Below are 26423 nucleotides of genomic sequence, written 5' to 3'. Positions count from 1 at the left end.
GGCACTAAATCCTCGATCAGTGATGGGAAGAAGGGGCAAGCATCTGCAACAGAAGCTGTTCGGAATCGTCGAGATAAAGGCTCATGGCGTCGCCGGCCGCGCGCTTGTCGCCGTCGGCCAGCAACTCATGGATCTGCCGGTCGCGGGCCAGCCAGGGCGCCTGAAAACGTGATTCATCGGGAGCGGTGCAAAACACCAGGCGCAGTTGCGCGACAACGTTGGTGAAGAATTCATCGAACAACGGACTGCGCAGCAACCCGACGATGTGTTGATGAAAGGCCAGGCTGTGGGTGCCGACCGCGCGCCAGTCCTCACGCTCCCGGGCCAGCTCGGTGGCTTCCAGCGCTTCGAGCATCCGGTCGGACTGATACTCACGCAATGGCTGACTGGCGCTGATGGCTTGCAACTCCAGGGTGCGACGGACCTTGAACAGATCGCGCACATCCTCGACACCCAGCTGGCGCACCATCACACCCTTGTTGCGGACATAACGGGTCAGCCCTTCCTGCCCCAGACGGTGCAACGCCTCGCGAATCGTATTTCGCGAGGCGTTATAGGCCGACACCAGATCGTTCTCCACCAACGCCATGCCGGGCAGCAAACGACCGCCGATGATGTCAGCGCGTAACTCCAACGTGATGTGGTCGGCCAGGGACAGTCCGCTGCTGCTCATACTCAACGCCTCGTGATTGTTCAACAATCGTTAGCGAATGAGTAATCATTATTCGTGCCAGCATCTGCAGTGAACTAGCCCTTCCAGCGTTTGAACAACACACTGGCGTTGACGCCGCCAAATCCGAAGCCGTTGGACAAGGCGTACTCGATAGCCATCGGCCGCGCCTGACCGTGAACGATATCCACGCCTTGCGCCGCTGGATCCGGGTTATCGAAATTGAGCGTGGCGGGCACCACCTGATCGCGGATCGCCAGCAGCGTGAAGATCGCCTCGATCCCGCCAGCAGCGCCGAGCAAATGCCCGGTCGCGGACTTGGTCGACGTTACCGCTATCTTGTTGTCCGAGCCGAACAGCGACTTGATGGCCGCCAATTCCCCGAGATCACCAACCGGTGTCGAAGTTGCATGAGCATTGAGATGCTGCACCTGCGCCGGCGAAATGCCCGCCTGGGCCAATGCCAGCGCCATCGCCCGACGTGCACCGCTGCCATCCTCCGGCCCCGCGGTCAGGTGATAGGCGTCGGCGCTGGTGCCGTAACCGACCAGTTCGGCCAGCGGCTGAGCACCGCGCGCCAGAGCATGTTCCAGGGATTCGATCACCAGCAGGCCCGAACCCTCGCCCATCACAAAGCCATCACGACCACTGTCGAACGGCCGCGAGGCGCGCTCCGGGGTGTCGTTATAACCGCTGGACAACGCCCGAGCCGCCGCGAACCCGGCAAGGCTGACCCGATCGATCGCCGCCTCCGCGCCGCCGCACACCGCAATATCCGCCTCGCCGCTGCGAATCAGCCGCGCCGCATCGCCAATCGCCTGAACCCCGGCCGCGCACGCCGTTACCGGAGCGCCCAAAGGCCCTTTGAAACCGTGCTGGATCGACACATGCCCCGCCGCAAGGTTGACCAGAAACGACGGAATGGTGAACGGCGACAAACGTCGCGGGCCACGGCTGTCGGTGGTGCGCACCGCATCGGCAATCGCGCCGAAACCACCCACGCCCGAACCGATAATGGTTGCCGTGCGCTCCTGGGCGTTGGCGTCCAGCGCTTGCCAACCGGCCTGCTCCAGCGCCTCACGCGCCGCCTCCATGGCGAACAGAATGAAACGGTCCATCTTCTTCTGCTCTTTGGGCGACGTCGCCCGATCCGGATCAAAACCCGCCTCGGCATCCTCCGCCACGGTCGGCACCACGCCACCGACCCTGGCCGACAAATCGGCAACCACTTCGTCCGGCAACACCCGCAACCCGGAGCGCCCGGCCAACAGCCGCGCCCAAACCGCTTCGACGCCAGTACCCAAAGGCGACACCAGGCCCATGCCCGTGACCACTACTCGACGATTACTCATAACGCAAATACCTCAAACCGATTCATGGCGCCTCACTTGTAACGCGTAGCGGCCGTGCTTCTGGACAGATTCGGCGCCATCGCATGACGCGCCGCCATAAAGGCCTCCCACTCGGAAGCATTGGGCAACGAAGGAATGGTGATCAACTCGCCCTGATCCAGACCCGACAATGCCGCATCGACCATCTCCCCCGCTTCCATGATCATGTCCGCCGGAATCTGCGACGCATCGATCCCGGACCGCTCCAAAATCTCGGTGCGTGTTACACCCGGCAACACCGCTTGAACCTGAACCCCGGTGCCCTGCAGTTCGGCGTTCAACGACTGGGTCAGGCTCAGCACATAAGCCTTGCTCGCGCTGTACGTCGCATTGAACCGCTCCGGAAACAACGCCACCACCGAGGCAATATTGATGATCGTCCCGCGACCGGCCTTGGAAAAACCGGCCGCTGCTGCCGAAGCCAATCGTGTCACCGTAATGACATTCAACTGAATCAAACGCTCCATCTGATCCATATCGGCATTGGCCAGCAAACCATCCGCCGCAACACCGGCATTGTTCAGCAACAAGCTGATACTCGAATCACTGCGCAGCCGCTGCTCAAGCTTCAACACATCATCCTTTTGCGTCAGATCCGCCTTAAACACCTCCACCTGAACACCATGCGCGGCCCGCAACTTACTCGCCGCTGCCTCCAGCCGTTCCTGATCACGGGCCACCAGCAACAAATCAAAACCACGCGCCGCCAACCGCTCGGCGTAAACCGCACCAATGCCGGAAGAAGCGCCGGTGACAAGGGCCGTACCTTGGGTCTGGACAGAATTCATGACTGTGCTCCAAAGAGGATTGCTTGAGAGAAGGCCAGCGCCCGAACATCAGAGCGCCTCAGCGAATGGAAGATATTATAGGCATAATCTATTCGCCATATGATAGCCGTAATTTTTTCCATCCCGATGAAAGGCTTCGGATCGCCCTCTGCGGCAACAAGCAAAAAGGCCGGTCAATGACCGGCCTCTTGGTGTGGATCTACAAGCTTAGTTCACTTCCAGCTTCTCGCGATTCTTGTCCAGAATGGCTTTGCCGATCCCCTTCACTTCCAGCAGTTCGTCGACGGACGAAAATGGCCCATTACTCTCACGATAAGCAACAATCGCCTTGGCCTTCGCCTCACCGATCCCGGACAACTCGCGCTGCAGAGTCGGTGCATCGGCCCCATTCAGATCGACCTTGGCGGTTTGAGTCTTGGCAGTAGCATCCAGCATCAAGGGTGCCTTGGCAGCCTCTGGCGCAGCCGTCGGCGCAGCGATGGCCGCAATAGAGGCGCTGGTGAGCAGGGCAAAAACCAGAGAGTAGAAATAGCCAGTACGCATAAATGAAGCTCCATGACATCGATTGAGAAAGCAGCTTTTCCGAAGCTGCCTTCCAAACTTAGGCGATGTGGTGGAGCTGTCAAAAATGTGTCCGTTACAGGATGTGAAACAATCAGGGCTCGAGACGGCGCTGCTGATGGATCCAGTCGACAATCTCCCCGTCGGGGGTATAGCCGCTGACCGTTTCGCGCAGGAGCTGGCGCACGCGGGAATAATCATCCTGCTCGACGGCGAGCAACAAATCAGTCAAACGGCTCTTGAGCACGTCCCAGGGCAAGTGATCTTCATTGGCCGTCATAATCATCGGATGTGGCGTCGCCGCAACGTTATCCCCGATCAGCAACTCTTCGTAGAGTTTTTCACCCGGACGCAGGCCCGTGAACTCGATCGAAATATCGCCCTGGGGATTTCGCTCGGAACGGATGCTCAAACCAGACAGGTGAATCATCTTCTCCGCCAGCTCGACAATCCTCACCGGCTCGCCCATATCCAGCACAAACACATCACCGCCCTGCCCCATGGAACCGGCCTGAATCACCAGCTGCGCGGCTTCGGGGATGGTCATGAAGTAACGGGTAATCTTCGGGTGCGTGACCGTCAAAGGCCCACCCGACTTGATCTGACTGTGGAACAGCGGGATCACCGAACCGGACGACCCCAACACATTGCCAAAACGAACCATGGTGAAACGGGTCTTATTGACCCGGGATATATTGGCTTTATCGCCAAACAGCACCGGCGCAATTTCACGACTGAGGGCCTGAAGGGTCAACTCCGCCAGACGCTTGGTGCTGCCCATGATGTTGGTCGGACGCACAGCCTTGTCGGTGGAGATCAGCACGAAGTTCGCCACACCCGACTGCAAGGCCGCCTGCGCGGTGTTCAACGTGCCGATGACATTGTTGAGCACGCCTTCAGCGATATTGTGCTCGACCATCGGTACATGTTTATAAGCCGCTGCGTGATAAACGGTATCCACGCGCCAGGTCTTCATCACATCGAGCAGCTTATGCGGATGACGGATGGAGCCGAGAATGGGCAGCAACTGAACCGATACAGACTCACGGCTGGCACGCTGCTCCAATTCCGACAGGATGCTGTAGAGGTTGAATTCACTGTGCTCAAACAGCAAAAGCGTGGTCGGGCCAAGAGAGAAGATCTGCCGGCACAGCTCCGAACCGATCGATCCGCCGGCGCCAGTAACCATTACTGTCTTGCCTTTGATACAGCGCTCAAGCAAATCGGACTGGGCTGGCACGGCATCACGGCCCAGCAAGTCAGCGATATCCACTTCCTGAATGTCTTCAACCTTGACCCGACCACTGGCCAGATCGGTGAAGTTCGGCACGCTTCGAACATGCAACGGAAAGGCTTCAAGCAGATTCAAAATCTCTCTTCGACGCGCGCGGGTCGACGACGGAAGCGCCAACAAGATCTCCTGAGCGCCGGTGACATCGATCATTTGCTGGATGTGCTTGGGCTTAAACACCTGCAGGCCGGAAATAACCCGATCGGCGATGCCGCTGTCATCATCGATGAAGGCAACCGGTCTCATCACACGCCCCATTCGCAATGCGGCGACTAACTGATTACCTGCAACACCAGCACCGTAGACCGCCACCTTGGTCAGCCCATCGTCGCGGCTGGCAAAGGGCACATGCTGAGCCGCCATGAACCAATCGCCAAGGAAGTATTGACGCATGGCCAGACGCAAGCCGCCGACCATCACCAGACTTAGCCACCAATAGTTGAAAATGATCGAGCGCGGAACCACCGTTTCGTGGTTACTATACCAATACACCACAAACGCCAGAATCAGAGCGGAAAGACTGACAGCCTTGATAATGGCAATCAGCGCGTCATTGCCAAAATAACGCATGACGGCACGGTACATGCCAAACCGTATGAACAGGGGAATGGCCACCAGCGGAGCGCTGATAAAAAGCCAGGTGTGCTCACGCAGAGGATTGACCAAGTCCTCGACGCCCAGGCGCACCACAAACGCCATCCAAAGCGCAAAGGTGACCAAAACTACGTCAGCGATCACCTGAAGCGTTCGCTTCTGACGTCGTGGCAGTCCAAGCAGAAGCACTCTCAACCTATCCATACTCGTCAAACCCCTCCTTTGAATTGCTTATCCCGGTCGTCGTACGAGGCGAGCAGCTCCATGCCATGAACCGTTCGACTGTCGACTTCGAAAATCAACGCCACCAACGCAAACCCGTCGAAGCAAAAATTCACGTTAAGTATCCAAAATGTCACAGAAAAACACTAGCCTCGGGCCCGTTCTGATCGATTCCTGTCATCCGACAGATAAAAAACATTAGAAAAAGAGCCATCCTGAAGATAGCTCTTTCTTTGCTTACTGCTGATCAGATTGAGTCATTTATTCCGCGCTCTGACCGTAGCCCTCGCAGGATTTTGCAGCCCGGTCTTTGGCGATGGAATACGCCTCATGCAATAGTTTGTGCCGTTCTAGTCGCACATTCGGATCAGCTGGCGTGCGGAACAGAGAAGTGGTTTTCGGTACGTAAGTAAAGGTATTGCCGTAACCGTACCGCAGCCACAGATTCCAATCCTCAAGATTGCTCATGTCAGTCTCGAATCCTCCACGCTGCAGATAGAGATCGCGCTGGAAGAGCAAGGACTGGATTGGGATGAAGTTATGATCAAGCAGAATGTTGTAGTCATACTCATGCTTGTAGTACATCGGCGTCTCATGACTGACTTCGGTGTACCGTCCATCCGGCGCTGTCACCGTTCCGACTTCCATGGCTAGCGAATAAGCGGCCACTGCATCACGATTTTTCGCCAAGGCGGCGACCAACACTTCGACGTGATCGGAGAACAGCAGGTCGTCGTCGTCCAGGAACATGCAATAGGTACCCTTAGCCATTTCAAGGCCATAGTTACCGGTCACGGAGCGTCCCACTTTGTCCATTCCATAGAAACGGATGGAACGACCTTCTTCCTGTTGGAACTCGGCTACCAGCCCTTTCATGGTCTCGCCACCATCTTCCACCACTACCAGCTCCACGTTCCGGTAGGTCTGATTTAGCACTGAAATGATCGCTTGGCGGAGGAATTCGTTGCGATTGCGGTAGGTACGGGTAACGATCGTCACCAGCGGAGCGTCGGTCAGGGGCTCGCCTACCGTCCAGAACGCACCATCACGAATCATTTCGTAATCGAAGCCACGGAAAGGGAAGTAACTGTCCTTGCTTGAGCCTTTGCCCGACAGGAAGTGCGGCGCTTTCCTGATGATCTTGCCGAAATTCGCAATCAAGTCACGGCGCACACCGACATAAACTTCAGGACGGAACAACAATGCACCTTGCAGCACCAGTGCCCCAAACTTGTCGCTGAAGTTACCGTAGCGCAAACGCAAGTAAGCGTTAGCCAGCGTACTGCCAGCGAACTGAATGGGCTTCACATGGTTTTCATGTTCATAGGTGTAATGATAAACCACCGCCGAAGGGCAGTACTTCAACTGATAACCGTAAGAGCGGAACCGGTAGGACAGCTCAACATCCTCGCCATACATGAATATCTCATGCTCGTACCCGCCGACTTTTACATAAGCCGAACGCCTGATCAGAATGCAGGCATGCGAGGACCAATTGGTTTCCTGGGTGACCGGATCATAGTATTTGGGATGTTCGTAGGGCGCCTGACGCAACTCCCATGAAGCAACGGCTCCCACTGTATCTGACAGGGCGGCAGCCACCACTTTCTCTATCGAGTCGCAGGCGAAGACGATATCTACGTTGCTGATCAGAACAAGCTCCGCCTGCCCCGTTTTTATCGCCTTGTCATGTCCCAGACCAAAACCAACATTCTCGCCCTGAATAATTTCAAAGCCCGCCAACTCGGCGCCGAGCAGGGTTTTCCAGCGCTGTAGATCCTGTACGGTGCTGTCTTTGGAACCATTATCGACAAAACACACATTCAGTTTTTGTAGGGGGTAGTTCTGCGCCTTCAGAGAGTCGAAGAAGCCATCGATCCACTTGCTACTGTCGTACGTGACAATCGAAACATCGATCACCGGCTGAACATCGAGCACCGACGCGCTCAGTGAGTGGTCGAAACGCCGGTCGGCAGCGACCTGAACAGCTTTGAGGTTATGTTGCGAGTTGATAACCCGCAGGACGTTGGCACGCGCAGCTTTTGTATAATGATTCAAGCGCACGCGGACTCCGATCAGAAATGGAAGTTTCTGATAGATCGGGCGCAACACGGTGCGAGGATTGGCAAGCACGCCTCGCAGTTTCCACCAGGCCCGCAGAATCAAACGTCGTACGCCTCTGAATGGACGGGTCATGCACCAGGATTTGGAGACATAGACGTTGTGCAGATCATCCTTCAGAACCAGTATTTCTGATTTGAGGGCTTCGATTTGCTGGTTCAGTTGCTCCTGTTCCAGGAGCAGTCGGTTCTGCATCTGAAGCAATTCATCATTGTCTTGAAGGTATCTGTCGTCCAACACTGAAGTGAGCTTTTCGTCCATGACCGAGCGTTGACCCTTCGTCAAAAGCAGTTCATCCCTAACGCTTGCCAGCTCGCTTCTCGCGGCCAGATACGTTTCATTGAGGCTCGATAGTTCACCACCCATTTCCTGATTCTTGCCTTCGAGCCAAGTAATATAGGACTGCTGACGATAGCTTTCTAGGTCAGGATTAAACGTGTTTCTCGCGGGATCGACCGGGATTGTCCGTGCAAGACGGGAAAGATGCGCGGATGGCTCATCGAATTGCGCCTCCCCGAGAAAATAGAGCGACTGGGCAAACTCCAGGATTTGCGCCCGCAGCTCTCTGGAGCATGGCGCCACCGCCCTGTGTTCCTGCCACAGCCCCGCAAGATCTGCCGGTTGAGCGACATCAATGGTCAGGCCAGTGCCCGAGTACGGCGCCTTGCCCAGGGCATAGACAGTCTTGCCCACCAGAGCGGCTTCGAACCCGGCCGAAGAGTTGATCGTGAACACCACATCAGCGCTGGCAATCAGGTCCGCGATGCTCTCTTCCTTGTCAGCCACCAGAACATGCTCAGGGAGTGCCGGCACTTCATCAAGAGGGTGTGGTTTGACCACCACCTTATAGTCAGAGCCCTCCACCACGCCGACCACATGCTGTACATACTCGGCCATGCTGAAAAATGGAGAGCCCATAATGATATTGGAATCGTCCTGCACCTGAAGCAGGATCAATATGGTAGGGACACGACTGGTACCTCGGAAACGATAACTTTCCTCCATCTGCTGCAGGCGCATTAGAGCGGCTTCGAGCGGCAGCTCTGATTGCTGCTCCCGATAATTGGTAAACTCGGCACTGAAGCCACTGCGTACGTTAACGCCACGACTGTCCGAGTAGTAACCCATTGGATTCGGTGCACGCAACATCCCAAGCTCGTTGAACAGCAAAGGAATGCCTTTGGCTGCGCAAACGGTTTCGAGACTGCCGTCATAGTTCCAGCAGAACACCAGTTCCGGATCGACATTGTCGATCAGAGACTCGACGAATCGGTCATGAAACCCTAGAGGCTCTTTATTGAGGAGACACTTCCAGTCGCTCAGCCAATCCGAGGCCTGCGCGCCTGGATAGTCGCAGTTATAGGAGGCCGGGCTGATCCACGTGTGGCCGAACTCAGGATATTCGCTCTTCAACTCATTAGAGCCGACAAAAATACATTCCCAACCATCATCGGCAAACTTTTTCGCCAGCGGCAGATACACGTCAACAATGCTGCTAAACAGCGTCGGACGCTCTCTCAATACCAATGGCAGCGTGTAAAAAACCACGCGCTTGAACTTCCTCGGCGCCACTTTGACTGCCGGATCACCCGCCGCGATGCTATTGGGGGTGACGTTGAATTTAACCACCGAGTTCGCCGCAATGATCGCCCCCTGTCCGATCACTGCCCCCGCCAGCACCGATGCATTGGCGCCGATCCAGACGTCATCACCGATTTCCACTTCTGCCAGCCTCAGGCCTTGATCCTTGATTGGCGAGTGCAAGTCATAGCGATGAGTCGATGACGTAATGGAAACGTTGGGCGCGATCAATACATCTTTACCGATGGTGACCTTGCCGCTGCCATTCACCCATGTTCCGTAATTAATGACCGTACCGGATGAAATGCTCAAGTAGCCACCGGCACCGCATTCGATGACGACGTTATCCCGGATTTGAACGCCGTCCTCAATGATGCAAACAGCCGTTTCGTCTACATGAAACTTGACTGTTTCTGCGATATCCGCATTACCAATTTTAAGCATGATATTAAGCAACCTTCACAACGTTCACTGTTGACGGGCAATAAGCAACCCCAACGATCTGACGCCCGCCGGACACACTCAACTTCCTCATCGGCCAGCGTTGATCCAGTTCAACTCGCTCCCCATCCAGGTTAGCCATGCCGATGAACAGGAAGTACTCCCCGGGCGCCACGTTGAGCGGGAAGGAAAAGCTGATTTTGTAGGCCCCTTTCTCGAAATCGAACTTGTAACCGGCCAGCAAGGTGTTGTCGCCCGCCACATCGACGCCTTTGGCATCGCGCAACGAGTAGCCGATGACCACTTCCCGCAACTCGGTATAAGACTGGACGTAGCAATGCATCGTGACGTCTTCTGTCGGTTCGAAGTGATTGGTCAACGTGCCGTCTGCACTGTAAAAATCAACGGCGTTGATCTTCGCAGCGCCGGAACCGAATCGAACTTCCGAGATATCGCCCAACTCGGAGTCATAGGAAACATCGGCGTGCTGTTCTTCAACCACCGGCGCCGCCACCGAACTGCTGTTACGCACCTTTTTTTCGTAGTTCTTGGTGGCGGTCAGCACATCAGTGCTGTAATCGATAATCTGGCCGTTCTGCATCACGATGACAGCCTGGCAGAAACGAATTACCGATTGGGTGTCGTGAGAAACAAATAGGATTGTGGTACCACGCTCTTGCATATGCTTCATCTTGAGCATGCACTTGAGCTGAAAGCCAGCATCCCCGACGCTCAACGCCTCGTCGACAATCAGTACGTCAGGCTCAACGTTGATCGCCACGGAAAATGCCAGCCGCGCAAACATCCCGCTGCTGTACATGCGTACGGGTTGATTGACGAAGTCACCGATGTCGGCAAACTCCAGAATGGCGCCGATACGGGTTTGCATCTCGGCATGGGAGTAACCCATCAGGGATCCCTGGAAATAAATGTTTTCCACACCGGTGTAATCCGGATTGAATCCCGCACCCAACTCCAGCAACGATGCAACCCGGCCAACAACCTTGACCTCGCCGCTCGAGGGTGTCAGCACTCCGGTAAGGATTTTCAACAGAGTGCTTTTACCCGCGCCGTTCTTGCCCAGAATACCGACGGTCTGGCCTTTCTCGACCGAAAAAGAAACATCGGTTAGCGCATGAAAATCATGGTGTTTATGCTTGCCGAAAAGCGAAAGAGCCTCGACCAGTCGGTCTACGGGCTTGTTATAAAGCCGGTAGACCTTACTGACGTTACGGACGCTGATTGCGCTCTCATTCACTGCATTCATTACAAAACATCCGCAAAGTGAGGTCTTAATTTTTTGAATGTACGCCAGCCCACCAGCGTCAAGACAATCAACACCCCCCAAAAAAACAGGGTCTGAGTTGGTCGTTCCCAGAACCAGATCCCGCGAATAAGCGAATCCCTGAATCCTTCCACAATGTAAGCAAATGGATTCAGGCGCAGATAAGACACTGCCCGTCCTTGAATCGCATCGATATCCCAGAACACTGGGGTCAACCAGAAGCCGAACTGCGTGGCCATCGCCACTAACTGGCTCAAGTCAGGGAAAAAAATCACCACCGAACTGGTAATCCAGGCGATCGCCAACAACAGCATGAACAAACAAGCAATGTAATAGCCGACTTGCAACCAGTAAAGGTTCGGCGAATAGCCGTAAATAACAAACAGCAACAACAGTATAAATACGAAGAAAATGTGCACGAGTACCGCGGAGCTGAGTTTAACCAACGGCAGCAATGAAACCTTGAAGACAATCTTCTTTACCAGAAAACTGTTCTCCTTGACTGCCGTGCAGCCGGAGTTCAATGCTTCAACCGTGAAAAACCATGGTACAAGTCCGCACACCAGCCACAGAACAAAAGGAAAGTCTCCGTGAGGGGCCGCCTTGAAACCAAACTGAAACACGAACCAGAGGATCAGTGTCGTAGCGCATGGCTGAATGAATACCCACAAAAAACCAAGGTAGTTGGTCAGGTATCGGGCACGAAGGTCATTTGAAATCAGGCTCAACAGAATTCTGCGATCCGACAGCATCCCTCTGAGCCAGCTCATCGAAAATCTCCTTGCTTTACAAACATGTTAGCCACTGCTTTTAAGCCACCGTACAACATCATAAATTCCATCAACTATCTGGGCTCATTGACTTTTCGCTGACAAGGGGTGTGAATACAGGCTTGAGTTCTTCACTGCCCGCCAGGACTCTTGACTTGTCCTTGGGTTTTAACTTCAACACACGTTTTTCGACCAAGTGCCACGAGGCATAACCCAGCACCAGGGTAATGACGATAGTGACAAACAAATAAGTCGGATAAGAAATATTCGGAAACTTGAGCAATACGAACTGCTGTACCGGGAAAGCATAAATGTAAACGCCGTAGGAGCAGTCGCCCACGCGATTGACCCAACTGCCCAACCAGCTTCGAGATAGGCCGTAGGCCAGAACGACATAAGGCAACGCAAGCCAGAGCAAAAACTTGGAAACCGCGGCATACGGTGCCAGCAGAATGGTTGCCATGATCAGAACGCAGACACCCGACAGACTGAACCAACGCTCAAGCCGCCACTTTGCATAACAGGCACCTATCATGAAATAGATGCCTGTCAGGAAAATATTCCTGACATCGGTTCCGTAAACCACCACCAGAGGTGCATCACGCCAGCACCAGAAAACCACGGTGAGCGCGAACAGTGCGGTGACCACCGTGTAAACCCAGCGTCCGCCCTTGAACAGCAGCCCCAGCCCCATCACCACCAGATACATGAAAAACTCGACAGGCAGACTCCACAACGAACCGTTGACCGCGTTGGGAACCCTTGCATGCTCAAGAACACCGGGCAGATAAAACACCGGGCTCAAGATTATGTTTTTCATATAAGACCAGAATTGCGGATGCGCGAAATACTCGTTGACCGTCAATGTAGTAAACATCGGCCCCAACACAAACATGCTGATCAGGACGACCACGATCAGCGCCGGAAAAATCCGCAATGAACGTTTGATCAGAAAGTTGGCCACCGACGGAGTGAAATCCCAGCTTTTGACGATTAAATAACCGCTAATAATAAAAAATATTTCGATACCCAGGCCACCGTAGGAGGCCAAGCCAAGAAATCCAGCAGGCGGATTTCCATAGAATGCAAAAGAATGTGCATAAAGAACCATCAGCGCAGCAATAAGCCGAAGCAGGTTTAAATTATTATCCTTATGCTGCATATGTTACTGCTCCAACACTGATTGAACTTCATCAAATAATTTGACGGGGTTGTTATATAAAGCAATGGGTGTCCAATAGCCCATGCATCCCCCTCGTAATACAAACCCGGCCGTCTCACTTGCGCAAGCCCTCGCACGGCGGCCGCGGATCATACCATTATCCGGGTCTGGCACCCACGCCCGGCCCGACCTTCACCCTGCTCTCGACAGGATGCCACTCACGATTTCAGGCGAGGGGTTGACTCTCCCGGGCACCGGCCTTGAACCTCGCGGCCAACCAGAGCAAAGGAGCGTAGGCAATGATCAGGCCGATAACGCCAGGAACAAATCCCAGCGCTACCGCAATGGCCCAGGGCAGCAACCAAAACACGTTGAGTCCGACAACACCCAGCGTCACAGCCTTGTGACTGCGATACTGACGAGAAGCGTGCTGGTAGGCGTGACTGCGATGCGCCTGATAAACCTTGTCACCATTCAACAGGCGCTGGCAAAGCGTCCACGTGGCGTCGACCACAAAGGCTCCCAGCAGGATCACCCAGCTCCACAAAAACGCGGATGACACGGCCCCGGCGGAGAGCGACAAGATCCCCAAAGCAATACCCAAAAAGCCGCTTCCGGCATCGCCCATGAAAATCCGCGCGGGCGGATAATTCCAGCACAGGAAACCCGCCACGGCCCCAGCCAGAACCAGCGCTACCCAAAGCGGCTCAAGCTGCCCAGTGATCAGGTAAACAAGACCACTACCCAGACAAACACACATTGCCTCGGCACTCGCCAGGCCATCAATGCCATCCATGAAGTTGTACAGGTTGAGCATCCAGACCAGGTAAATCACCGCAAACACATTGCCCAGCCACCCAAGGTCGATCATGGCACCGAAGAACGTGACAGGTGCCAGCCCGTCAAGCCAGTACAACGCCCAAACCGCCGCAAAGAAATGCCCGAGAAGGCGCCATTTTGCAGCGATATGGCCATGATCGTCGGCAAACCCGATAATCGCGACCAACAACCCGCTTCCAAGCAATGCATACAGTGTATCGATGCCTAAAAGGCCGAAAGCACCGAGCACGGGCAGCGCAACCAGGAAACCGAAAACGATCGCCACTCCACCACCTCGGGGCGTGGGTACGGAGTGGGAACTGCGCTCGTTAGGAATGTCTATCAAGCTTTTGGATAATGCGTAGCGTCGCAGTCCTCCGGTCAAAGCCCAGGAGAGTGCAAAAACTGTGACAAACAACCCGCCAAAAATCATTTCGTATGCGTATCCAGAAAATGGCCTGCGGTGCGCCGCATGGCAGTATCCACATCAATCGGCGGAACCCAACCGAGCAACTCGCGGTTTTTGCTGATATCGACCTGCAACGACTCACACACCCGCCGGGCCACAGCGCGCTTGCCAATGGCAGCGGCTCCCAGCGTCAACAACACGGACGGCACGGGCAGCAACCAGGCTTTTTTTCCTAGCGCCGACGCCAGATGACGCAGCAACCGTGGAGTCGACAGATCGTCACCGTCACTGACCAAAAAGATTTGCCAGGCAGCCCCCGGATGATCGAGACAAGTCTCGATCAGATCGACCAGGTTGCCGATCGACACCATACTGCGCTGGTTCCGAATTCCGCCCAGAGGTAGGATCAGGCCCTTGTCGAGCCATTTAATCAGGCTGAGAAAGTTAGCCTTGACCCCTGGGCCGTACACCAGCGGCGGACGGATGATCACGATCTCCATCCCGGTCTCGCGCCCAAGCAGCATCAACGCCAGTTCCGCCTCGTGCTTGGACACCCCGTAAGGATCCAGTGGAGCCGCCACGTCGTCCGCAGTAAATGGCCGCCCCGCAGCAGTGCGCTCACCATTAACCTTGATCGAACTGATGTAAACAAAGCGCTTGACCCCGGCCTGAGCGGCCATTCGAGCCAACTGCAACGTACCGTCCACGTTAACCCTGCGAAACTCGGTCAGTGCATCCTGCTCCGTTTCGTGCATGACATGCACCCGCGCCGCCGCATGGACAATCACTTGCACACCTGTCATTTGCGCAGCAGTGGCCGCTCCCAACTGAAAACGCACCACCGGGCACAATCCCTGCAGACATGTCGAACCTCGTACTGCCGCCACGGGCATGAATCGCCGACCAAGCAGCAACCGAAACACGACAGCCTCGCCAACGAATCCACTTGCCCCTGTTACCAATACCTTCGGCGCGGTCATCGAGCGGATTTCCCCATTAGCGCGGTCGCCCAACAAATCAGAAAAAACAAAACACGATCCCTGATCCGCCGCCTGCAACGCCAAGCGGACAACGACAACCGGATCAATTCCCACCGTCGCAGTTGCAGCCAAGAGCCGACAAAGGGGTTGGCATCCTGCCCGACCAATCGCGCGATCAAGCCGACCTGATTGAACCACCAGCCGTCATGAATGGTTGTATAGCGCGCAATCATCGAGCCCAGGCCAGTATTCGCTCCCACCTGGTTATGCTCATGCTGGCGATAATCCATAGATGGCACCGGATCGATATACCAACGATAACCATGGCTGCGAGCAAAGGCGTAGCAGTACCAATCGTGCAGACTGACGCTTTGCAGCGCATCCCAGTGAACCAGCATCGACTGCTTCATGGCCTTCACCATGGGAGCCCTCAGAACATAGGTGCAGCCAGGACCGGCCGCCTCAAACAGAAAATCCCAGCTGGTTTGCGGTTGCGCCTTGTCCAGCAGCCGAGTCCTACCATCCTCCCAGAACGCGGTAACGTTGCTGGAATAAGCATCAACCTTGCGTGATTGCAGAGACTCGATAGCCCGCTTTAGTTTGTCGCCATGCCAGAGATCATCCTGGTCGGCAAACGCAACGAAATCGTAGGACTCGATATCAACATCACGGATCAGTCTGAAAAAATTGCGCGAGGCACCACCGAAGCGGCCGCCCGGCGGTAGGACAATGATGTTTGGATGCGTGGCGGCAAAGGCTGCACACCAGTCTTCGGTACCGTCAGTGGAAGGATCAATGCTGATGTGTACGGTAACGTCCACGGCAGACTGACCAAGGATCGAGGCTAGTTGGTCTTCAATCCAATGCATACCGTTGTAGGCAGCCAGTAAAACTGCAACCTTGGGGGATTTTACTGGCATGCCATTCCTGCTTGCATGGGGAGAGGAGGATAAAGCTCTCGTCTTAGCGAGAAGGCGAATCCAGTAGCTTCTGCAGGTACTGACCATAGCCAGTCTTCTTCAGCGCATCAGCCTGAGTACCCAACTGCTCGGCACTGATCCAGCCATTGTGGTAGGCGATCTCTTCCAGGCACGCCACTTTCAGGCCCTGGCGCTGCTCGATGGTATGCACGAAGTGACTGGCTTCCAGCAGCGAATCATGGGTACCGGTATCCAGCCAGGCGAAGCCACGGCCGAGCATTTCGACGTTGAGGGTCTTCTGCTCAAGGTACGCACGGTTAACGTCAGTGATTTCCAGCTCGCCACGCGCAGATGGCTTGATGTTCTTGGCGATTTCGACGACCTGGTTATCGTAGAAGTACAGGCCAGTCACCGCGTAGGCGGATTTAGGCTTCAGCGGTTTCTCTTCGATGCTCAAGGCACGGCCGGCAGCGTCGAACTCGACGACACCGAAACGCTCAGGGTCCGATACGTGATAGCCGAATACAGTCGCGCCGTGCTCTTGAGTGCTGGCGGAACGCAGGTTCTCGGAGAAGTGCTGACCGTAGAAGATGTTGTCGCCCAGGATCAGGCAGCAAGGGTCTTTGCCGATGAACTCTTCGCCGATGATAAAGGCTTGTGCCAGGCCGTCCGGGCTAGGTTGCTCGGCGTAGGTCAGCTTGATGCCGTACAGGCTGCCGTCACCCAGCAATTTCTGGAACGATGGCAGGTCTTCAGGGGTGGAGATAATCAGGATTTCGCGCATACCGGCGAGCATCAGCACCGACAGCGGATAGAAGATCATCGGCTTGTCGTAGATCGGCAGCATCTGCTTGGAGACGCCGAGGGTCAACGGGTGCAGACGCGTGCCCGAGCCGCCAGCGAGGATGATGCCTTTACGATTTGTCGTGGTCATTTATTCAGGACTTCCATCAGCATTCGGGTGACGCCACTTTGCCAATCCGGCAAGTGCAGAGAAAAATTGTCGCGCAGCTTTTGAGTGTTCAACCGGGAATTCAGGGGGCGGCGCGCCGGTGTTGGGTAAGCGGTTGTGTCTATCGGATTGATCGCCGTGACGGCGAGTTCTTCACCGTTGGCCTTGGCAAAACCGATCACATGGCTGGCATAGCCGTGCCAGGACACTTCGCCACTGGCCGCCAGATGATACAGGCCCGCCAGCTCAGGACGCTGCTGGACCTGCTGAATGGCCAGCGCCGTTACGTCGGCGATCAAATCTGCACCGGTCGGGGCACCGATCTGGTCGGCGATGACGCTCAGGGTATCGCGGTCCTTGGCCAGGCGCAGCATGGTCTTGGCGAAGTTATTGCCGCGAGCGCCGTAGACCCAGCTGGTGCGGAAGATCAGGTGCTTGCAGCCCGAGGCAATAATCGCCTGCTCGCCAGCAAGTTTGCTGGCGCCGTAGTGATTCACCGGGGCTACGGGATCTGTCTCTTGCCATGGCGCCAAGCCTTCGCCGCTGAACACGTAGTCGGTCGAGTAGTGAATCAGCCAGGCATCCAGGGATACAGCCTCTTCTGCCATGACCTGGCTGGCTTGACCGTTCACACGGTCGGCCAGTTCGGTCTCGGACTCGGCTTTATCGACCGCGGTGTAGGCCGCTGCGTTGACGATGACATCCGGCTTGACCTGACGAATCGTCGCGCGCAATGCATCGAGATCAGAAAGGTCGCCGCTCAAACCATCGACCGGATGACGATCAAGGGCGATCAACTCGCCAAGCGGCGCAAGGGAGCGTTGAAGCTCCCAGCCTACCTGGCCATTTTTTCCCAACAGGAGGATTTTCATGCTTTGTCCGAACGATCCGTGTAGTTCTGGTCAATCCATTGTTGGTAGCTGCCGCTCTTCACGTGAGCTACCCATTCAGTGTTGTTCAGGTACCACTCGACGGTTTTGCGGATACCGGTTTCAAAGGTTTCTTCCGGCGTCCAACCCAGCTCGCGCTGGATTTTGCTGGCGTCGATGGCATAGCGCTGATCGTGGCCCGGGCGATCCTGAACGTAAGTGATCAGGCTGGCATGTGGACGATGCGCGGAATCTGGACGCAGTTCGTCGAGCAGTGCGCAAAGGGTATGCACCACTTCGATGTTTTGCTTCTCGTTATGGCCGCCGATGTTGTAGGTCTCGCCGATCACGCCTTCGGTCACGACTTTGTACAGTGCGCGGGCGTGGTCTTCGACGTAGAGCCAGTCACGAACCTGGTTGCCTTTGCCGTAGACCGGCAGCGGCTTGCCTTCCAGCGCATTGAGGATGATCAGCGGGATCAACTTCTCAGGGAAGTGGCAGGGACCATAGTTGTTCGAGCAGTTGGTGACCAGCGTCGGCAGACCGTAAGTACGGGCCCAGGCGCGAACCAGGTGATCGGAGCTGGCCTTGCTGGCCGAATATGGCGAGCTTGGCTGATACGGCGTGGTTTCAGTGAAGAGGTCTTCCGGACCTTCGAGGTCTCCGTAGACTTCGTCGGTGGAAATATGGTGGAAGCGGAAGTTGGCTTTACGCGCATCATCCAGCGCCGCCCAATAGTGGCGTGCAGCTTCCAGCAAGGTGTAAGTGCCGATGATGTTGGTCTGGATGAATTCAGACGGGCCGGAGATCGAACGGTCAACGTGGGACTCTGCAGCCAGGTGCATGATGGCATCTGGTTGGTGTTCACGCAGGACACGGTCCACTTCATTACGGTCGCAGATGTCGACGCGTTCGAACACGTAACGCGAGTTCTGGCTGACTTCGGCCAGCGACTCAAGGTTACCGGCATAAGTCAGTTTATCGACGTTAACGACAGAGTCGGCAGTGTTGGAGATGATATGACGAATGACTGCCGAGCCGATAAATCCGGCGCCGCCGGTTACTAGAATTTTCACGCGAAACCATACCCTTAAGTTACTGACAGGGCCGCCAACTGCGCACTGTCTAATCCATGAATGCAAAAGCCATCAAGTCCGCCGAGGCTTCTGACAGAGTCAGTCTGAACCGATGTGGGGAAATTACCCTTATCGATCAAGCGCAGCATTTTACAGCTTAATGAAGGTTTTACTAATGGATATGGACAAGCTGTGACGCGAATCCGACGCGTACGACGGGTTTGTCGCAATCAGACCAGGCGCTTGCGGGAGGCTCTGGACGTACGCCCCAGAAACCAGCCGAGAATCGGCCCGATCACCATGCCCACCAACAGCGCAATCACCATGATCAGCGACACCGGCAACTGCGGCCCCGCCCAGCCCAGGAACAGCAGTGACACGCCTTGCTGGTTCTCAAGAACGAACGCCAGGATCGCCAAAACGAGCAACAGGACAAATACAGCGAGAAGTACGCGCTTGAGATTACGCATCAGCGGTTCCTTGAAGTGCAGCAGTCAAAGCCCTTCCTCCTCATCCTCGTTCACACGATCGCGCAGTTCTTTGCCTGGCTTGAAATGCGGGACGAACTTGCCGTCGAGGCTGACGGACTGACCGGTTTTTGGATTGCGACCTACGCGCGGGGCACGATAGTGCAGGGAAAAGCTGCCAAACCCACGGATCTCGATTCGATCACCGGTGGCCAGACATTGGGACATTTGCTCAAGCATGGTCTTGATGGCCAGCTCCACATCCTTGGATGAGAGTAGCCCTTGATGGGTGACAATTCGTTCGATCAACTCCGACTTCGTCATATTTTTCCCTTCTTTTTCAAGCAGCTAGATCAGCGCTTCAAAGGTTTTAGCATGCCCGGAGGAATTTGAACAGCCCGAGTTCTTGACATATCTTTCCTGACAATAAGATGCCCGATTCCAGAGCACCGCAAGCTTACTCAAGTTCCGTATTCATCTACAGATAACCAGCATGGTGCGCGTCAGATAGCCCGCGGGATTGAAGCCGAAAGGGAATACATCCTCCTCCTTGGCGTCATCGGACCTGACAATGACTTTATAACCTGCGCCCTTGCACTCCTTGGCCGCTCGCTTGTGACACCTTTCCCATCCCGAACCCAATCCTGAACAATCGACCTCTATGCCACTGACTCCGCGCACCGCATGAGTCTTGGCGCTGGTGGTACAGCCTGCCAATGTCAGTACTGCTATCACGACAATGAGCTTGTTCATTCACTTCCTTAATACCGGGCGCACTGCCCGACTGCGTTCACTTCATACCAAGCCTAGCCTTGAATAGGCGATTGACCTGTATGAAATTACAGACAGCTTATGTAGATCATTGGTTTCACGAAAGAAATAAGGCGGCGGGCAAACTAATGCCAATCAGTTAAGCCGTAATGTTATCCGTAGCAGCTGCCGAGCCTGCGAGACTGCGTTCGGCTGCGAAGCAGTCGTAAAATCAGAAATTGTGGCGTGTCAGGCAGACCGCATCTGTCGGACTCACGACTGCTACGCAGCCGAACGCAGCCTCGCAGGCTCGGCAGCTGCTACATAGATTGTGTCGCGGCTGAAATTGCTTAACTGACTGGCACTGGGCAGGCAAACCGCTTTTCGTAGGAGCAAATCGCAGACGCAAAAAAGGGCGACCGAAGTCGCCCTTTTTCATGATCAAGCAGAACTTAGTTCTGTTTGGCCATTGCTTGACGCAGCAGTGCCGCCATAGTGGTGTCAGTTGCTTCGCCTTCCGGAGCCGCTGCCTTCAGGCTCTGGATTGCTTCTTTCTCTTCAGCATCGTCTTTCGACTTGATCGAGAGCTGGATTACGCGGCTCTTGCGGTCAACGCTGATGATCTTGGCTTCTACTTCCTGGCCTTCTTTCAGAACGTTGCGCGCGTCTTCAACGCGGTCACGGCTGATTTCGGAGGCTTTCAGAGTCGCTTCGATATCGTCGGCCAGAGTGATGATGGCGCCTTTGGCGTCAACTTCTTTCACGATGCCTTTAACGATGGCGCCTTTGTCGTTCTCTTGAACGTACTCGGAGAACGGATCGCTTTCCAGTTGCTTGATGCCCAGGGAGATGCGCTCGCGCTCTGGGTCGACCGACAGGATAACGGTGTCCAGCTCGTCGCCCTTCTTGAAGCGGCGAACGGCTTCTTCGCCCACTTCGTTCCAGGAGATGTCGGACAGGTGAACCAGACCGTCGATGCCGCCGTCCAGACCAATGAAGATACCGAAATCGGTGATCGACTTGATGGTGCCGGAGATTTTATCGCCCTTGTTGAACTGGCCAGAGAAATCTTCCCATGGGTTAGATTTGCACTGCTTGATGCCCAGGGAGATACGACGACGCTCTTCGTCGATGTCCAGAACCATGACTTCCACTTCGTCGCCGACTTGTACGACTTTCGAAGGGTGGATGTTCTTGTTGGTCCAGTCCATTTCGGAAACGTGTACCAGACCTTCAACGCCTTCTTCCAGCTCAGCGAAGCAGCCGTAGTCGGTCAGGTTGGTTACACGAGCGGTAACGCGAGTGCTTTCCGGGTAACGGGCTTTGATAGCAACCCATGGATCTTCGCCCAGTTGCTTCAGGCCCAGGGAAACACGATTGCGTTCGCGATCGTACTTCAGAACCTTGACATCGATCTCGTCGCCAACGTTGACGATTTCGGAAGGATGCTTGATACGCTTCCAAGCCATGTCGGTAATGTGCAGCAGGCCATCGACGCCACCCAGATCGACGAATGCGCCGTAATCGGTGAGGTTCTTGACGATACCTTTGACTTGTTGGCCTTCCTGCAGGGATTCCAGCAGAGCTTCACGCTCGGCGGAGTTCTCGGCTTCGAGGACGCTGCGACGGGAAACGACAACGTTGTTGCGCTTCTGGTCGAGTTTGATGACCTTGAATTCCAGCTCTTTGCCTTCCAGGTGCGTGGTGTCGCGCACTGGACGGACGTCAACCAGAGAACCTGGCAGGAACGCACGGATGCCGTTAACGTCGACAGTGAAGCCGCCTTTAACCTTACCGTTGATAACGCCCTTGACCACTTCTTCGGCTGCGAAGGCTGCTTCCAGAACAATCCAGCATTCAGCGCGCTTGGCTTTTTCACGGGACAGCTTGGTTTCACCAAAGCCATCTTCAACCGAGTCCAGAGCAACGTGAACTTCGTCACCGACGTTGATGTTCAGCTCGCCAGCATCGTTGTAGAACTGCTCAAGCGGGATGAGTGCTTCAGACTTCAGGCCAGCGTGAACGGTTACCCAGCGAGCCTGGTAATCGATATCAACGATAACACCGGTGATGATGGAGCCTGCCTGAAGGTTCAGGGTTTTTAGGCTTTCTTCAAAGAGTTCCGCAAAGCTTTCGCTCATTTTAATTCCTGTTGATGAGGGCGAAGAATACGCCCATCTCCACACCCCAGACGGTATGGGTTAGTTTCATTTAAAAGAAGCCACCGCAGGACTATGACTGGTCCCCTGCGGCCCTCTTGGTCACCCGGCGATATCGCGAATGGCGATCTCGCTCATGATGCGTTCCAGCACCTGATCGATGGATAATTCCGTGGAATCCAGCTGTATGGCGTCAGCCGCCGGTTTGAGCGGGGCTACCGCTCGCTGGGTATCACGCTCATCGCGCGCACGTATCTCATCTAGCAGACTCGACAGACTAACACCATCGACTTTGCCCTTCAACTGCAAGTATCGACGGCGCGCACGCTCCTCGGCACTGGCAGTGAGGAATATCTTCAGCGGCGCGCCCGGAAAAACCACCGTGCCCATGTCGCGGCCATCGGCCACCAGGCCCGGCGGTTCCTGAAAGGCCCGCTGGCGCTGCAGCAGCGCCTCGCGAACGGCGGGCAGCGCAGCAACCTGCGAGGCACCCGAGCCGATGCTTTCGGTACGGATGACATCGCTGACTTCATCGCCTTCCAGAATAATGCGCTGCAGCTGACCGTCGGTCGCCGCGATGAATTGCACATCCAGATGAGCGGCGAGCTTCTTGAGCAGCTCCTCATTCGTCAGATCGACGCCATGGTTATGCGCCGCGAAAGCCAGCAATCGATAAAGTGCACCGGAATCCAGCAGGTTCCAGCCCAGGCGCTTGGCCAATATCCCGGCGACAGTCCCCTTGCCAGAGCCACTAGGCCCATCAATGGTTATAACCGGTGCGATGCTGATCACGACTGAGCCTCTTGCGCAACACGAATACCGACCTGCGCGCACAGCGCAAGGAAGTTCGGGAACGAGGTCGCAACGTTGGCGCAATCATGGATGCGGATCGGTGCAGTGGCGCGCAGCGAAGCCACGCTGAAGGCCATGGCAATCCGGTGATCGCCGTGACCGTGCACTTCGCCGCCGCCGATCTGGCCGCCGTCGATGATCAGGCCGTCCGGGGTTGGCTCGCACTTGACGCCCAACGCCAGCAGACCGTCCGCCATGACCTGGATCCGGTCCGATTCCTTCACGCGCAGTTCTTCGGCGCCACGCAACACGGTGCGCCCTTCGGCACATGCGGCGGCCACGAACAGCACCGGGAACTCGTCGATGGCCAGTGGAACCAGCGCTTCGGGAATCTCGATACCTTTGAGTTTAGCTGCCCGCACGCGCAGGTCCGCTACTGGCTCGCCGCCGACTTCACGCTGGTTTTCCAGGGTGATGTCTGCGCCCATCAGGCGCAGGATGTCGATCACGCCGGTGCGGGTCGGGTTGATGCCGACGTGCTCAAGCACCAGCTCCGAACCTTCGGCAATCGACGCAGCCACCAGGAAGAACGCCGACGACGAGATGTCGCCCGGCACTTCAATGTGGGTCGCGGTCAGCTTGTGGCCGGACTCGACCGAGGCCGTGGCGCCGTTGACGGTCACCGGGTAGCCGAAGCCGCGCAGCATGCGCTCGGTGTGGTCACGAGTCGGTGCCGGCTCGGTGACGGTGGTCTTGCCTTCGGCGTACAGCCCCGCCAGCAACAGGCAGGATTTAACCTGGGCGCTGGCCATCGGCATGGTGTAAGTCAGGCCCTTGAGCTTGTTGCCACTACGAATGGTCATCGGTGGACGACCTTCAGCAGCGGTCTCGATCACGGCGCCCATTTCACGCAGCGGATTGGCCACGCGATTCATCGGACGCTTGGACAGCGAAGCATCGCCCGTCAGGGTGCTGTCGAAGTTCTGCGCAGCCAACAGGCCAGACAGCAGACGCATCGAAGTGCCGGAGTTGCCCAGATAGATCGGGCCCGGCGCTGGTTTGAGGCCATGCAGGCCGACGCCGTGAATGGTCACACGACCGTGGTGCGGACCTTCGATGACGACACCCATGTCGCGGAAAGCCTGCAAGGTCGCCAGGGCGTCTTCGCCCTCGAGGAAACCTTCCACTTCGGTGACGCCTTCGGCCAGGGAACCGAGCATGATCGAACGGTGGGAAATCGATTTGTCGCCCGGTACACGAATCCGCCCAGTCAGGCGGCCACCAGGTTGTGCCAGGAAAATCAGATCGTTGGAATTCATAGCGTCCACATAGGCCCGGCGGGCCAGGATTTTACTGAAATGCTCGCGGGCAACCCGGGCGCGCGTGAACACGCCCAACAATTGGTGCCCATCCCCTGCATCGACCGCGTCGCGCAAGGCGTCGAGGTCGCTGCGAAATGTATCGAGTGTGCGCAGGACAGCTTCGCGGTTGGCGAGGAAGATGTCGTGCCACATGACCGGGTCGCTACCGGCGATTCTTGTGAAATCGCGGAAACCGCCCGCAGCGTAACGGAAGATCTCAAGATTTTCATTGCGTTTGGCCAACGAATCGACCAAACCGAACGCCAGCAAGTGTGGCAAATGGCTGGTCGCCGCCAACACCTCGTCGTGACGCCCGACCTGCATGTGCTCGACGTCGGCGCCCAATTCGCGCCACAAGCGGTCGACCACTGCCAGCGCGGCGGGATCGGTCTGATCCAGCGGCGTCAGAATCACTTTATGACGACGGAACAGTTCGGCATTGGAGGCTTCCACCCCGCTCTGCTCGGAACCGGCGATCGGATGCCCCGGCACGAAACGCGCCGGCATGCCGCCGAACGCCTCGGTTGCCGCGCGCACCACATTGCCCTTGGCACTGCCGACGTCGGTCAGAATCGCCTGCCCCAGATCCATGCCCGCCAACAGCGCGAGCAGTTTCTCCATGGCCAGGATCGGCACCGCCAACTGAATGACATCAGCGCCCTGGCAAGCCAGCGTGAGGTCTTCTTCGCAGCGATCCACCACGCCCAACTCAACCGCCAGCTTGCGCGACTGCGGATCGAGATCGACCCCGACCACTTCGCGGCACAGACCGCTTTCACGCAAGCCTTTGGCAAACGAACCGCCGATCAAGCCCAGGCCGACCACCACCAGGCGACCGATCATAGGTTGTGCAGATTGCAGTGCAGTGACATCAACCACGGGCCAAAACCTTGGTTAGCGCCTCGAGGAAGCGACTGTTCTCCGCCGGCAAACCGATGGTGATGCGCAGGTGGTTCGGCATGCCATAGTTGGCCACCGGACGCACGATCACGCCTTCACGCAGCAAGCCTTCGAAGACAGGTGCCGCAACACGGCCCAGATCGACACAGATGAAGTTGCCTTTGGATGGAATCCAGCTCAGCCCCAGCTCACGGAAACCCGCTTGCAATTGCTGCATGCCGGATTCATTCAGGCGACGGCTTTCAGCCAGGTAGTCGACGTCTTGCAGCGCAGCACAAGCGGCGGCCAGTGCAAGACTGTTGACGTTGAATGGCTGACGCACGCGATTCAGCACATCGGCGACGATGGCCGAGGACAAACCGTAGCCGACCCGCAGCGACGCCAGGCCATAGGCCTTGGAGAAGGTGCGCGAGACCAACAGGTTCGGGTAGGCCGCCAGATAATCCAGGCCATCCGGCAAGTCGCTGCCTTCGGCGTATTCGATGTAGGCCTCGTCCAGCACCACCAGCACATGGGCCGGCACGTCCTGCAGGAATTCGTCCAGCGTCTCGGCGTCGAACCAGGTTCCGGTCGGGTTGTTCGGGTTGGCGATGAACACCACGCGGGTATCGGCATCGATCGCGGCCAGCATGGCCGGCAGATCATGACCCCAGTCTTTGGCCGGGATCACTTTTGCCTGGGCGCCAACGGCCTGGGTCACGATCGGATAGACCGCAAACGCATGGGCGCTGAACACTGCGTTCAGGCCCGGTGCCAGATAGGCACGCGCCACCAGCTCCAGAATGTCGTTGGAGCCGTTGCCCAGTGTTACCTGGTTCAGCTCGACGCGGCACTGATCGGCCAGCAGGGTCTTGAGTGCAAAACCGTTGCCGTCCGGATAGCGGGTCAGCTCGGCCAGCGCTTCGCGAATCGCTGCCAGTGCCTTGGGACTGGCGCCCAACGGGTTTTCGTTGCTCGCCAGTTTGACGATGCTGGCTGGATCGAGGTCCAGCTCACGGGCCAGTTCGTCCACGGGTTTGCCCGGAACGTAAGGCGAAAGTTGTTGCACGCCCGGCTGTGCCAGAGCGAGGAAGTTGCCACTCATTTGCTACC

General features: G+C 56.3%; 23 protein-coding genes. All 23 read right to left on the bottom strand.

Annotated features, from left to right (window positions below; genetic code table 11):
* Positions 1-16 precede the first annotated feature (16 nt).
* Positions 17-673, bottom strand: coding sequence for a GntR family transcriptional regulator (locus ACZ9BB_RS03450; protein WP_476212548.1), 657 nt, complete (start codon positions 671-673; stop codon positions 17-19).
* A gap of 74 nt (positions 674-747) precedes the next feature.
* Positions 748-2022 (bottom strand): beta-ketoacyl-ACP synthase II, encoded by a 1275-nt coding sequence (gene fabF / locus ACZ9BB_RS03445; RefSeq protein WP_476212547.1) that lies wholly within the window; start codon positions 2020-2022, stop codon positions 748-750.
* A gap of 32 nt (positions 2023-2054) precedes the next feature.
* Positions 2055-2849, bottom strand: a complete 795-nt coding sequence (locus tag ACZ9BB_RS03440; RefSeq protein ID WP_476212546.1) for an SDR family NAD(P)-dependent oxidoreductase — start codon at positions 2847-2849, stop codon at positions 2055-2057.
* 207 nt (positions 2850-3056) lie between these two features.
* Positions 3057-3392 (bottom strand): ComEA family DNA-binding protein, encoded by a 336-nt coding sequence (locus tag ACZ9BB_RS03435; protein WP_476212545.1) that lies wholly within the window; start codon positions 3390-3392, stop codon positions 3057-3059.
* 112 nt (positions 3393-3504) lie between these two features.
* On the bottom strand, positions 3505-5499 hold the full coding sequence (locus ACZ9BB_RS03430; protein ID WP_476212544.1) for a polysaccharide biosynthesis protein: 1995 nt from the start codon (positions 5497-5499) through the stop codon (positions 3505-3507).
* 5 nt (positions 5500-5504) lie between these two features.
* Positions 5505-5633 carry a hypothetical protein gene (locus ACZ9BB_RS03425; protein WP_476212543.1) on the bottom strand — a complete coding sequence of 43 codons (129 nt, stop codon included), beginning with the start codon at positions 5631-5633 and terminating at the stop codon, positions 5505-5507.
* A gap of 145 nt (positions 5634-5778) precedes the next feature.
* Positions 5779-9663 carry a glycosyltransferase gene (locus ACZ9BB_RS03420; RefSeq protein ID WP_476212542.1) on the bottom strand — a complete coding sequence of 1295 codons (3885 nt, stop codon included), beginning with the start codon at positions 9661-9663 and terminating at the stop codon, positions 5779-5781.
* 4 nt (positions 9664-9667) lie between these two features.
* Complete coding sequence (locus ACZ9BB_RS03415; RefSeq protein ID WP_476212541.1) at positions 9668-10927, bottom strand: ABC transporter ATP-binding protein; 1260 nt, start codon at positions 10925-10927, stop codon at positions 9668-9670.
* Entirely contained in the window at positions 10927-11715 is a 789-nt protein-coding gene (locus ACZ9BB_RS03410) for an ABC transporter permease (protein WP_476212540.1), read from the bottom strand. The genes ACZ9BB_RS03415 and ACZ9BB_RS03410 overlap by 1 nt, the downstream gene beginning before the upstream one ends.
* Before the next feature lie 70 nt (positions 11716-11785).
* Positions 11786-12877, bottom strand: a complete 1092-nt coding sequence (locus tag ACZ9BB_RS03405) for an acyltransferase family protein (RefSeq protein ID WP_476212539.1) — start codon at positions 12875-12877, stop codon at positions 11786-11788.
* Positions 12878-13103: 226 nt separating this feature from the next.
* Positions 13104-14129 (bottom strand): MraY family glycosyltransferase, encoded by a 1026-nt coding sequence (locus tag ACZ9BB_RS03400; RefSeq protein ID WP_476212538.1) that lies wholly within the window; start codon positions 14127-14129, stop codon positions 13104-13106.
* Complete coding sequence (locus tag ACZ9BB_RS03395; protein ID WP_476212537.1) at positions 14126-15085, bottom strand: UDP-glucose 4-epimerase family protein; 960 nt, start codon at positions 15083-15085, stop codon at positions 14126-14128. The genes ACZ9BB_RS03400 and ACZ9BB_RS03395 overlap by 4 nt, the downstream gene beginning before the upstream one ends.
* Positions 15082-16005, bottom strand: coding sequence for a glycosyltransferase (locus tag ACZ9BB_RS03390; RefSeq protein ID WP_476212536.1), 924 nt, complete (start codon positions 16003-16005; stop codon positions 15082-15084). Before ACZ9BB_RS03390 ends, ACZ9BB_RS03395 begins: the two co-directional genes overlap by 4 nt.
* 43 nt (positions 16006-16048) lie before the next feature.
* A complete protein-coding gene (gene rfbA, locus ACZ9BB_RS03385) occupies positions 16049-16939 on the bottom strand; it encodes a glucose-1-phosphate thymidylyltransferase RfbA (protein ID WP_476212535.1) in 891 nt (296 codons plus the stop codon).
* Positions 16936-17829 carry a dTDP-4-dehydrorhamnose reductase gene (gene rfbD, locus ACZ9BB_RS03380; RefSeq protein ID WP_476212534.1) on the bottom strand — a complete coding sequence of 298 codons (894 nt, stop codon included), beginning with the start codon at positions 17827-17829 and terminating at the stop codon, positions 16936-16938. The genes rfbA and rfbD overlap by 4 nt, the downstream gene beginning before the upstream one ends.
* Positions 17826-18902: a dTDP-glucose 4,6-dehydratase gene (gene rfbB, locus ACZ9BB_RS03375; protein ID WP_192344042.1), complete on the bottom strand. Its 1077-nt coding sequence runs from the start codon at positions 18900-18902 to the stop codon at positions 17826-17828. Before rfbB ends, rfbD begins: the two co-directional genes overlap by 4 nt.
* Positions 18903-19132: 230 nt before the next feature.
* On the bottom strand, positions 19133-19372 hold the full coding sequence (locus ACZ9BB_RS03370) for a LapA family protein (protein WP_476212533.1): 240 nt from the start codon (positions 19370-19372) through the stop codon (positions 19133-19135).
* A gap of 24 nt (positions 19373-19396) precedes the next feature.
* Positions 19397-19693 (bottom strand): integration host factor subunit beta, encoded by a 297-nt coding sequence (ihfB, locus tag ACZ9BB_RS03365; RefSeq protein WP_003369729.1) that lies wholly within the window; start codon positions 19691-19693, stop codon positions 19397-19399.
* A gap of 150 nt (positions 19694-19843) precedes the next feature.
* Positions 19844-20122: a hypothetical protein gene (locus ACZ9BB_RS03360; protein WP_476212532.1), complete on the bottom strand. Its 279-nt coding sequence runs from the start codon at positions 20120-20122 to the stop codon at positions 19844-19846.
* 449 nt (positions 20123-20571) lie between these two features.
* Positions 20572-22260, bottom strand: coding sequence for a 30S ribosomal protein S1 (gene rpsA, locus ACZ9BB_RS03355; RefSeq protein WP_476212531.1), 1689 nt, complete (start codon positions 22258-22260; stop codon positions 20572-20574).
* A 120-nt stretch (positions 22261-22380) separates the two neighbouring features.
* Complete coding sequence (gene cmk / locus ACZ9BB_RS03350) at positions 22381-23070, bottom strand: (d)CMP kinase (protein ID WP_476212530.1); 690 nt, start codon at positions 23068-23070, stop codon at positions 22381-22383.
* On the bottom strand, positions 23067-25274 hold the full coding sequence (locus tag ACZ9BB_RS03345; RefSeq protein WP_476218181.1) for a bifunctional prephenate dehydrogenase/3-phosphoshikimate 1-carboxyvinyltransferase: 2208 nt from the start codon (positions 25272-25274) through the stop codon (positions 23067-23069). Before ACZ9BB_RS03345 ends, cmk begins: the two co-directional genes overlap by 4 nt.
* 28 nt (positions 25275-25302) lie before the next feature.
* Positions 25303-26415, bottom strand: coding sequence for a histidinol-phosphate transaminase (gene hisC, locus ACZ9BB_RS03340; RefSeq protein WP_476212529.1), 1113 nt, complete (start codon positions 26413-26415; stop codon positions 25303-25305).
* Positions 26416-26423: the final 8 nt, after the last annotated feature.

Source organism: Pseudomonas sp. TE3552 (genome assembly GCF_056278945.1).
The sequence above is the reverse complement of the archived record's forward strand: the minus strand, read 5'-3'. Positions and strand labels throughout refer to the sequence as shown.

Coding starts and splice junctions, on each gene's coding strand:
- ACZ9BB_RS03450 (WP_476212548.1), bottom strand. CDS start 673: ATGAGCAGCAGCGGACTGTCCCTGGCCGACCACATCACGTTGGAGTTA.
- fabF (WP_476212547.1), bottom strand. CDS start 2,022: ATGAGTAATCGTCGAGTAGTGGTCACGGGCATGGGCCTGGTGTCGCCT.
- ACZ9BB_RS03440 (WP_476212546.1), bottom strand. CDS start 2,849: ATGAATTCTGTCCAGACCCAAGGTACGGCCCTTGTCACCGGCGCTTCT.
- ACZ9BB_RS03435 (WP_476212545.1), bottom strand. CDS start 3,392: ATGCGTACTGGCTATTTCTACTCTCTGGTTTTTGCCCTGCTCACCAGC.
- ACZ9BB_RS03430 (WP_476212544.1), bottom strand. CDS start 5,499: ATGGATAGGTTGAGAGTGCTTCTGCTTGGACTGCCACGACGTCAGAAG.
- ACZ9BB_RS03420 (WP_476212542.1), bottom strand. CDS start 9,663: ATGCTTAAAATTGGTAATGCGGATATCGCAGAAACAGTCAAGTTTCAT.
- ACZ9BB_RS03415 (WP_476212541.1), bottom strand. CDS start 10,927: ATGAATGCAGTGAATGAGAGCGCAATCAGCGTCCGTAACGTCAGTAAG.
- ACZ9BB_RS03410 (WP_476212540.1), bottom strand. CDS start 11,715: ATGAGCTGGCTCAGAGGGATGCTGTCGGATCGCAGAATTCTGTTGAGC.
- ACZ9BB_RS03405 (WP_476212539.1), bottom strand. CDS start 12,877: ATGCAGCATAAGGATAATAATTTAAACCTGCTTCGGCTTATTGCTGCG.
- ACZ9BB_RS03400 (WP_476212538.1), bottom strand. CDS start 14,129: ATGATTTTTGGCGGGTTGTTTGTCACAGTTTTTGCACTCTCCTGGGCT.
- ACZ9BB_RS03395 (WP_476212537.1), bottom strand. CDS start 15,085: ATGACCGCGCCGAAGGTATTGGTAACAGGGGCAAGTGGATTCGTTGGC.
- ACZ9BB_RS03390 (WP_476212536.1), bottom strand. CDS start 16,005: ATGCCAGTAAAATCCCCCAAGGTTGCAGTTTTACTGGCTGCCTACAAC.
- rfbA (WP_476212535.1), bottom strand. CDS start 16,939: ATGACCACGACAAATCGTAAAGGCATCATCCTCGCTGGCGGCTCGGGC.
- rfbD (WP_476212534.1), bottom strand. CDS start 17,829: ATGAAAATCCTCCTGTTGGGAAAAAATGGCCAGGTAGGCTGGGAGCTT.
- ACZ9BB_RS03370 (WP_476212533.1), bottom strand. CDS start 19,372: ATGCGTAATCTCAAGCGCGTACTTCTCGCTGTATTTGTCCTGTTGCTC.
- ihfB (WP_003369729.1), bottom strand. CDS start 19,693: ATGACGAAGTCGGAGTTGATCGAACGAATTGTCACCCATCAAGGGCTA.
- ACZ9BB_RS03360 (WP_476212532.1), bottom strand. CDS start 20,122: ATGAACAAGCTCATTGTCGTGATAGCAGTACTGACATTGGCAGGCTGT.
- rpsA (WP_476212531.1), bottom strand. CDS start 22,260: ATGAGCGAAAGCTTTGCGGAACTCTTTGAAGAAAGCCTAAAAACCCTG.
- ACZ9BB_RS03345 (WP_476218181.1), bottom strand. CDS start 25,274: ATGATCGGTCGCCTGGTGGTGGTCGGCCTGGGCTTGATCGGCGGTTCG.
- hisC (WP_476212529.1), bottom strand. CDS start 26,415: ATGAGTGGCAACTTCCTCGCTCTGGCACAGCCGGGCGTGCAACAACTT.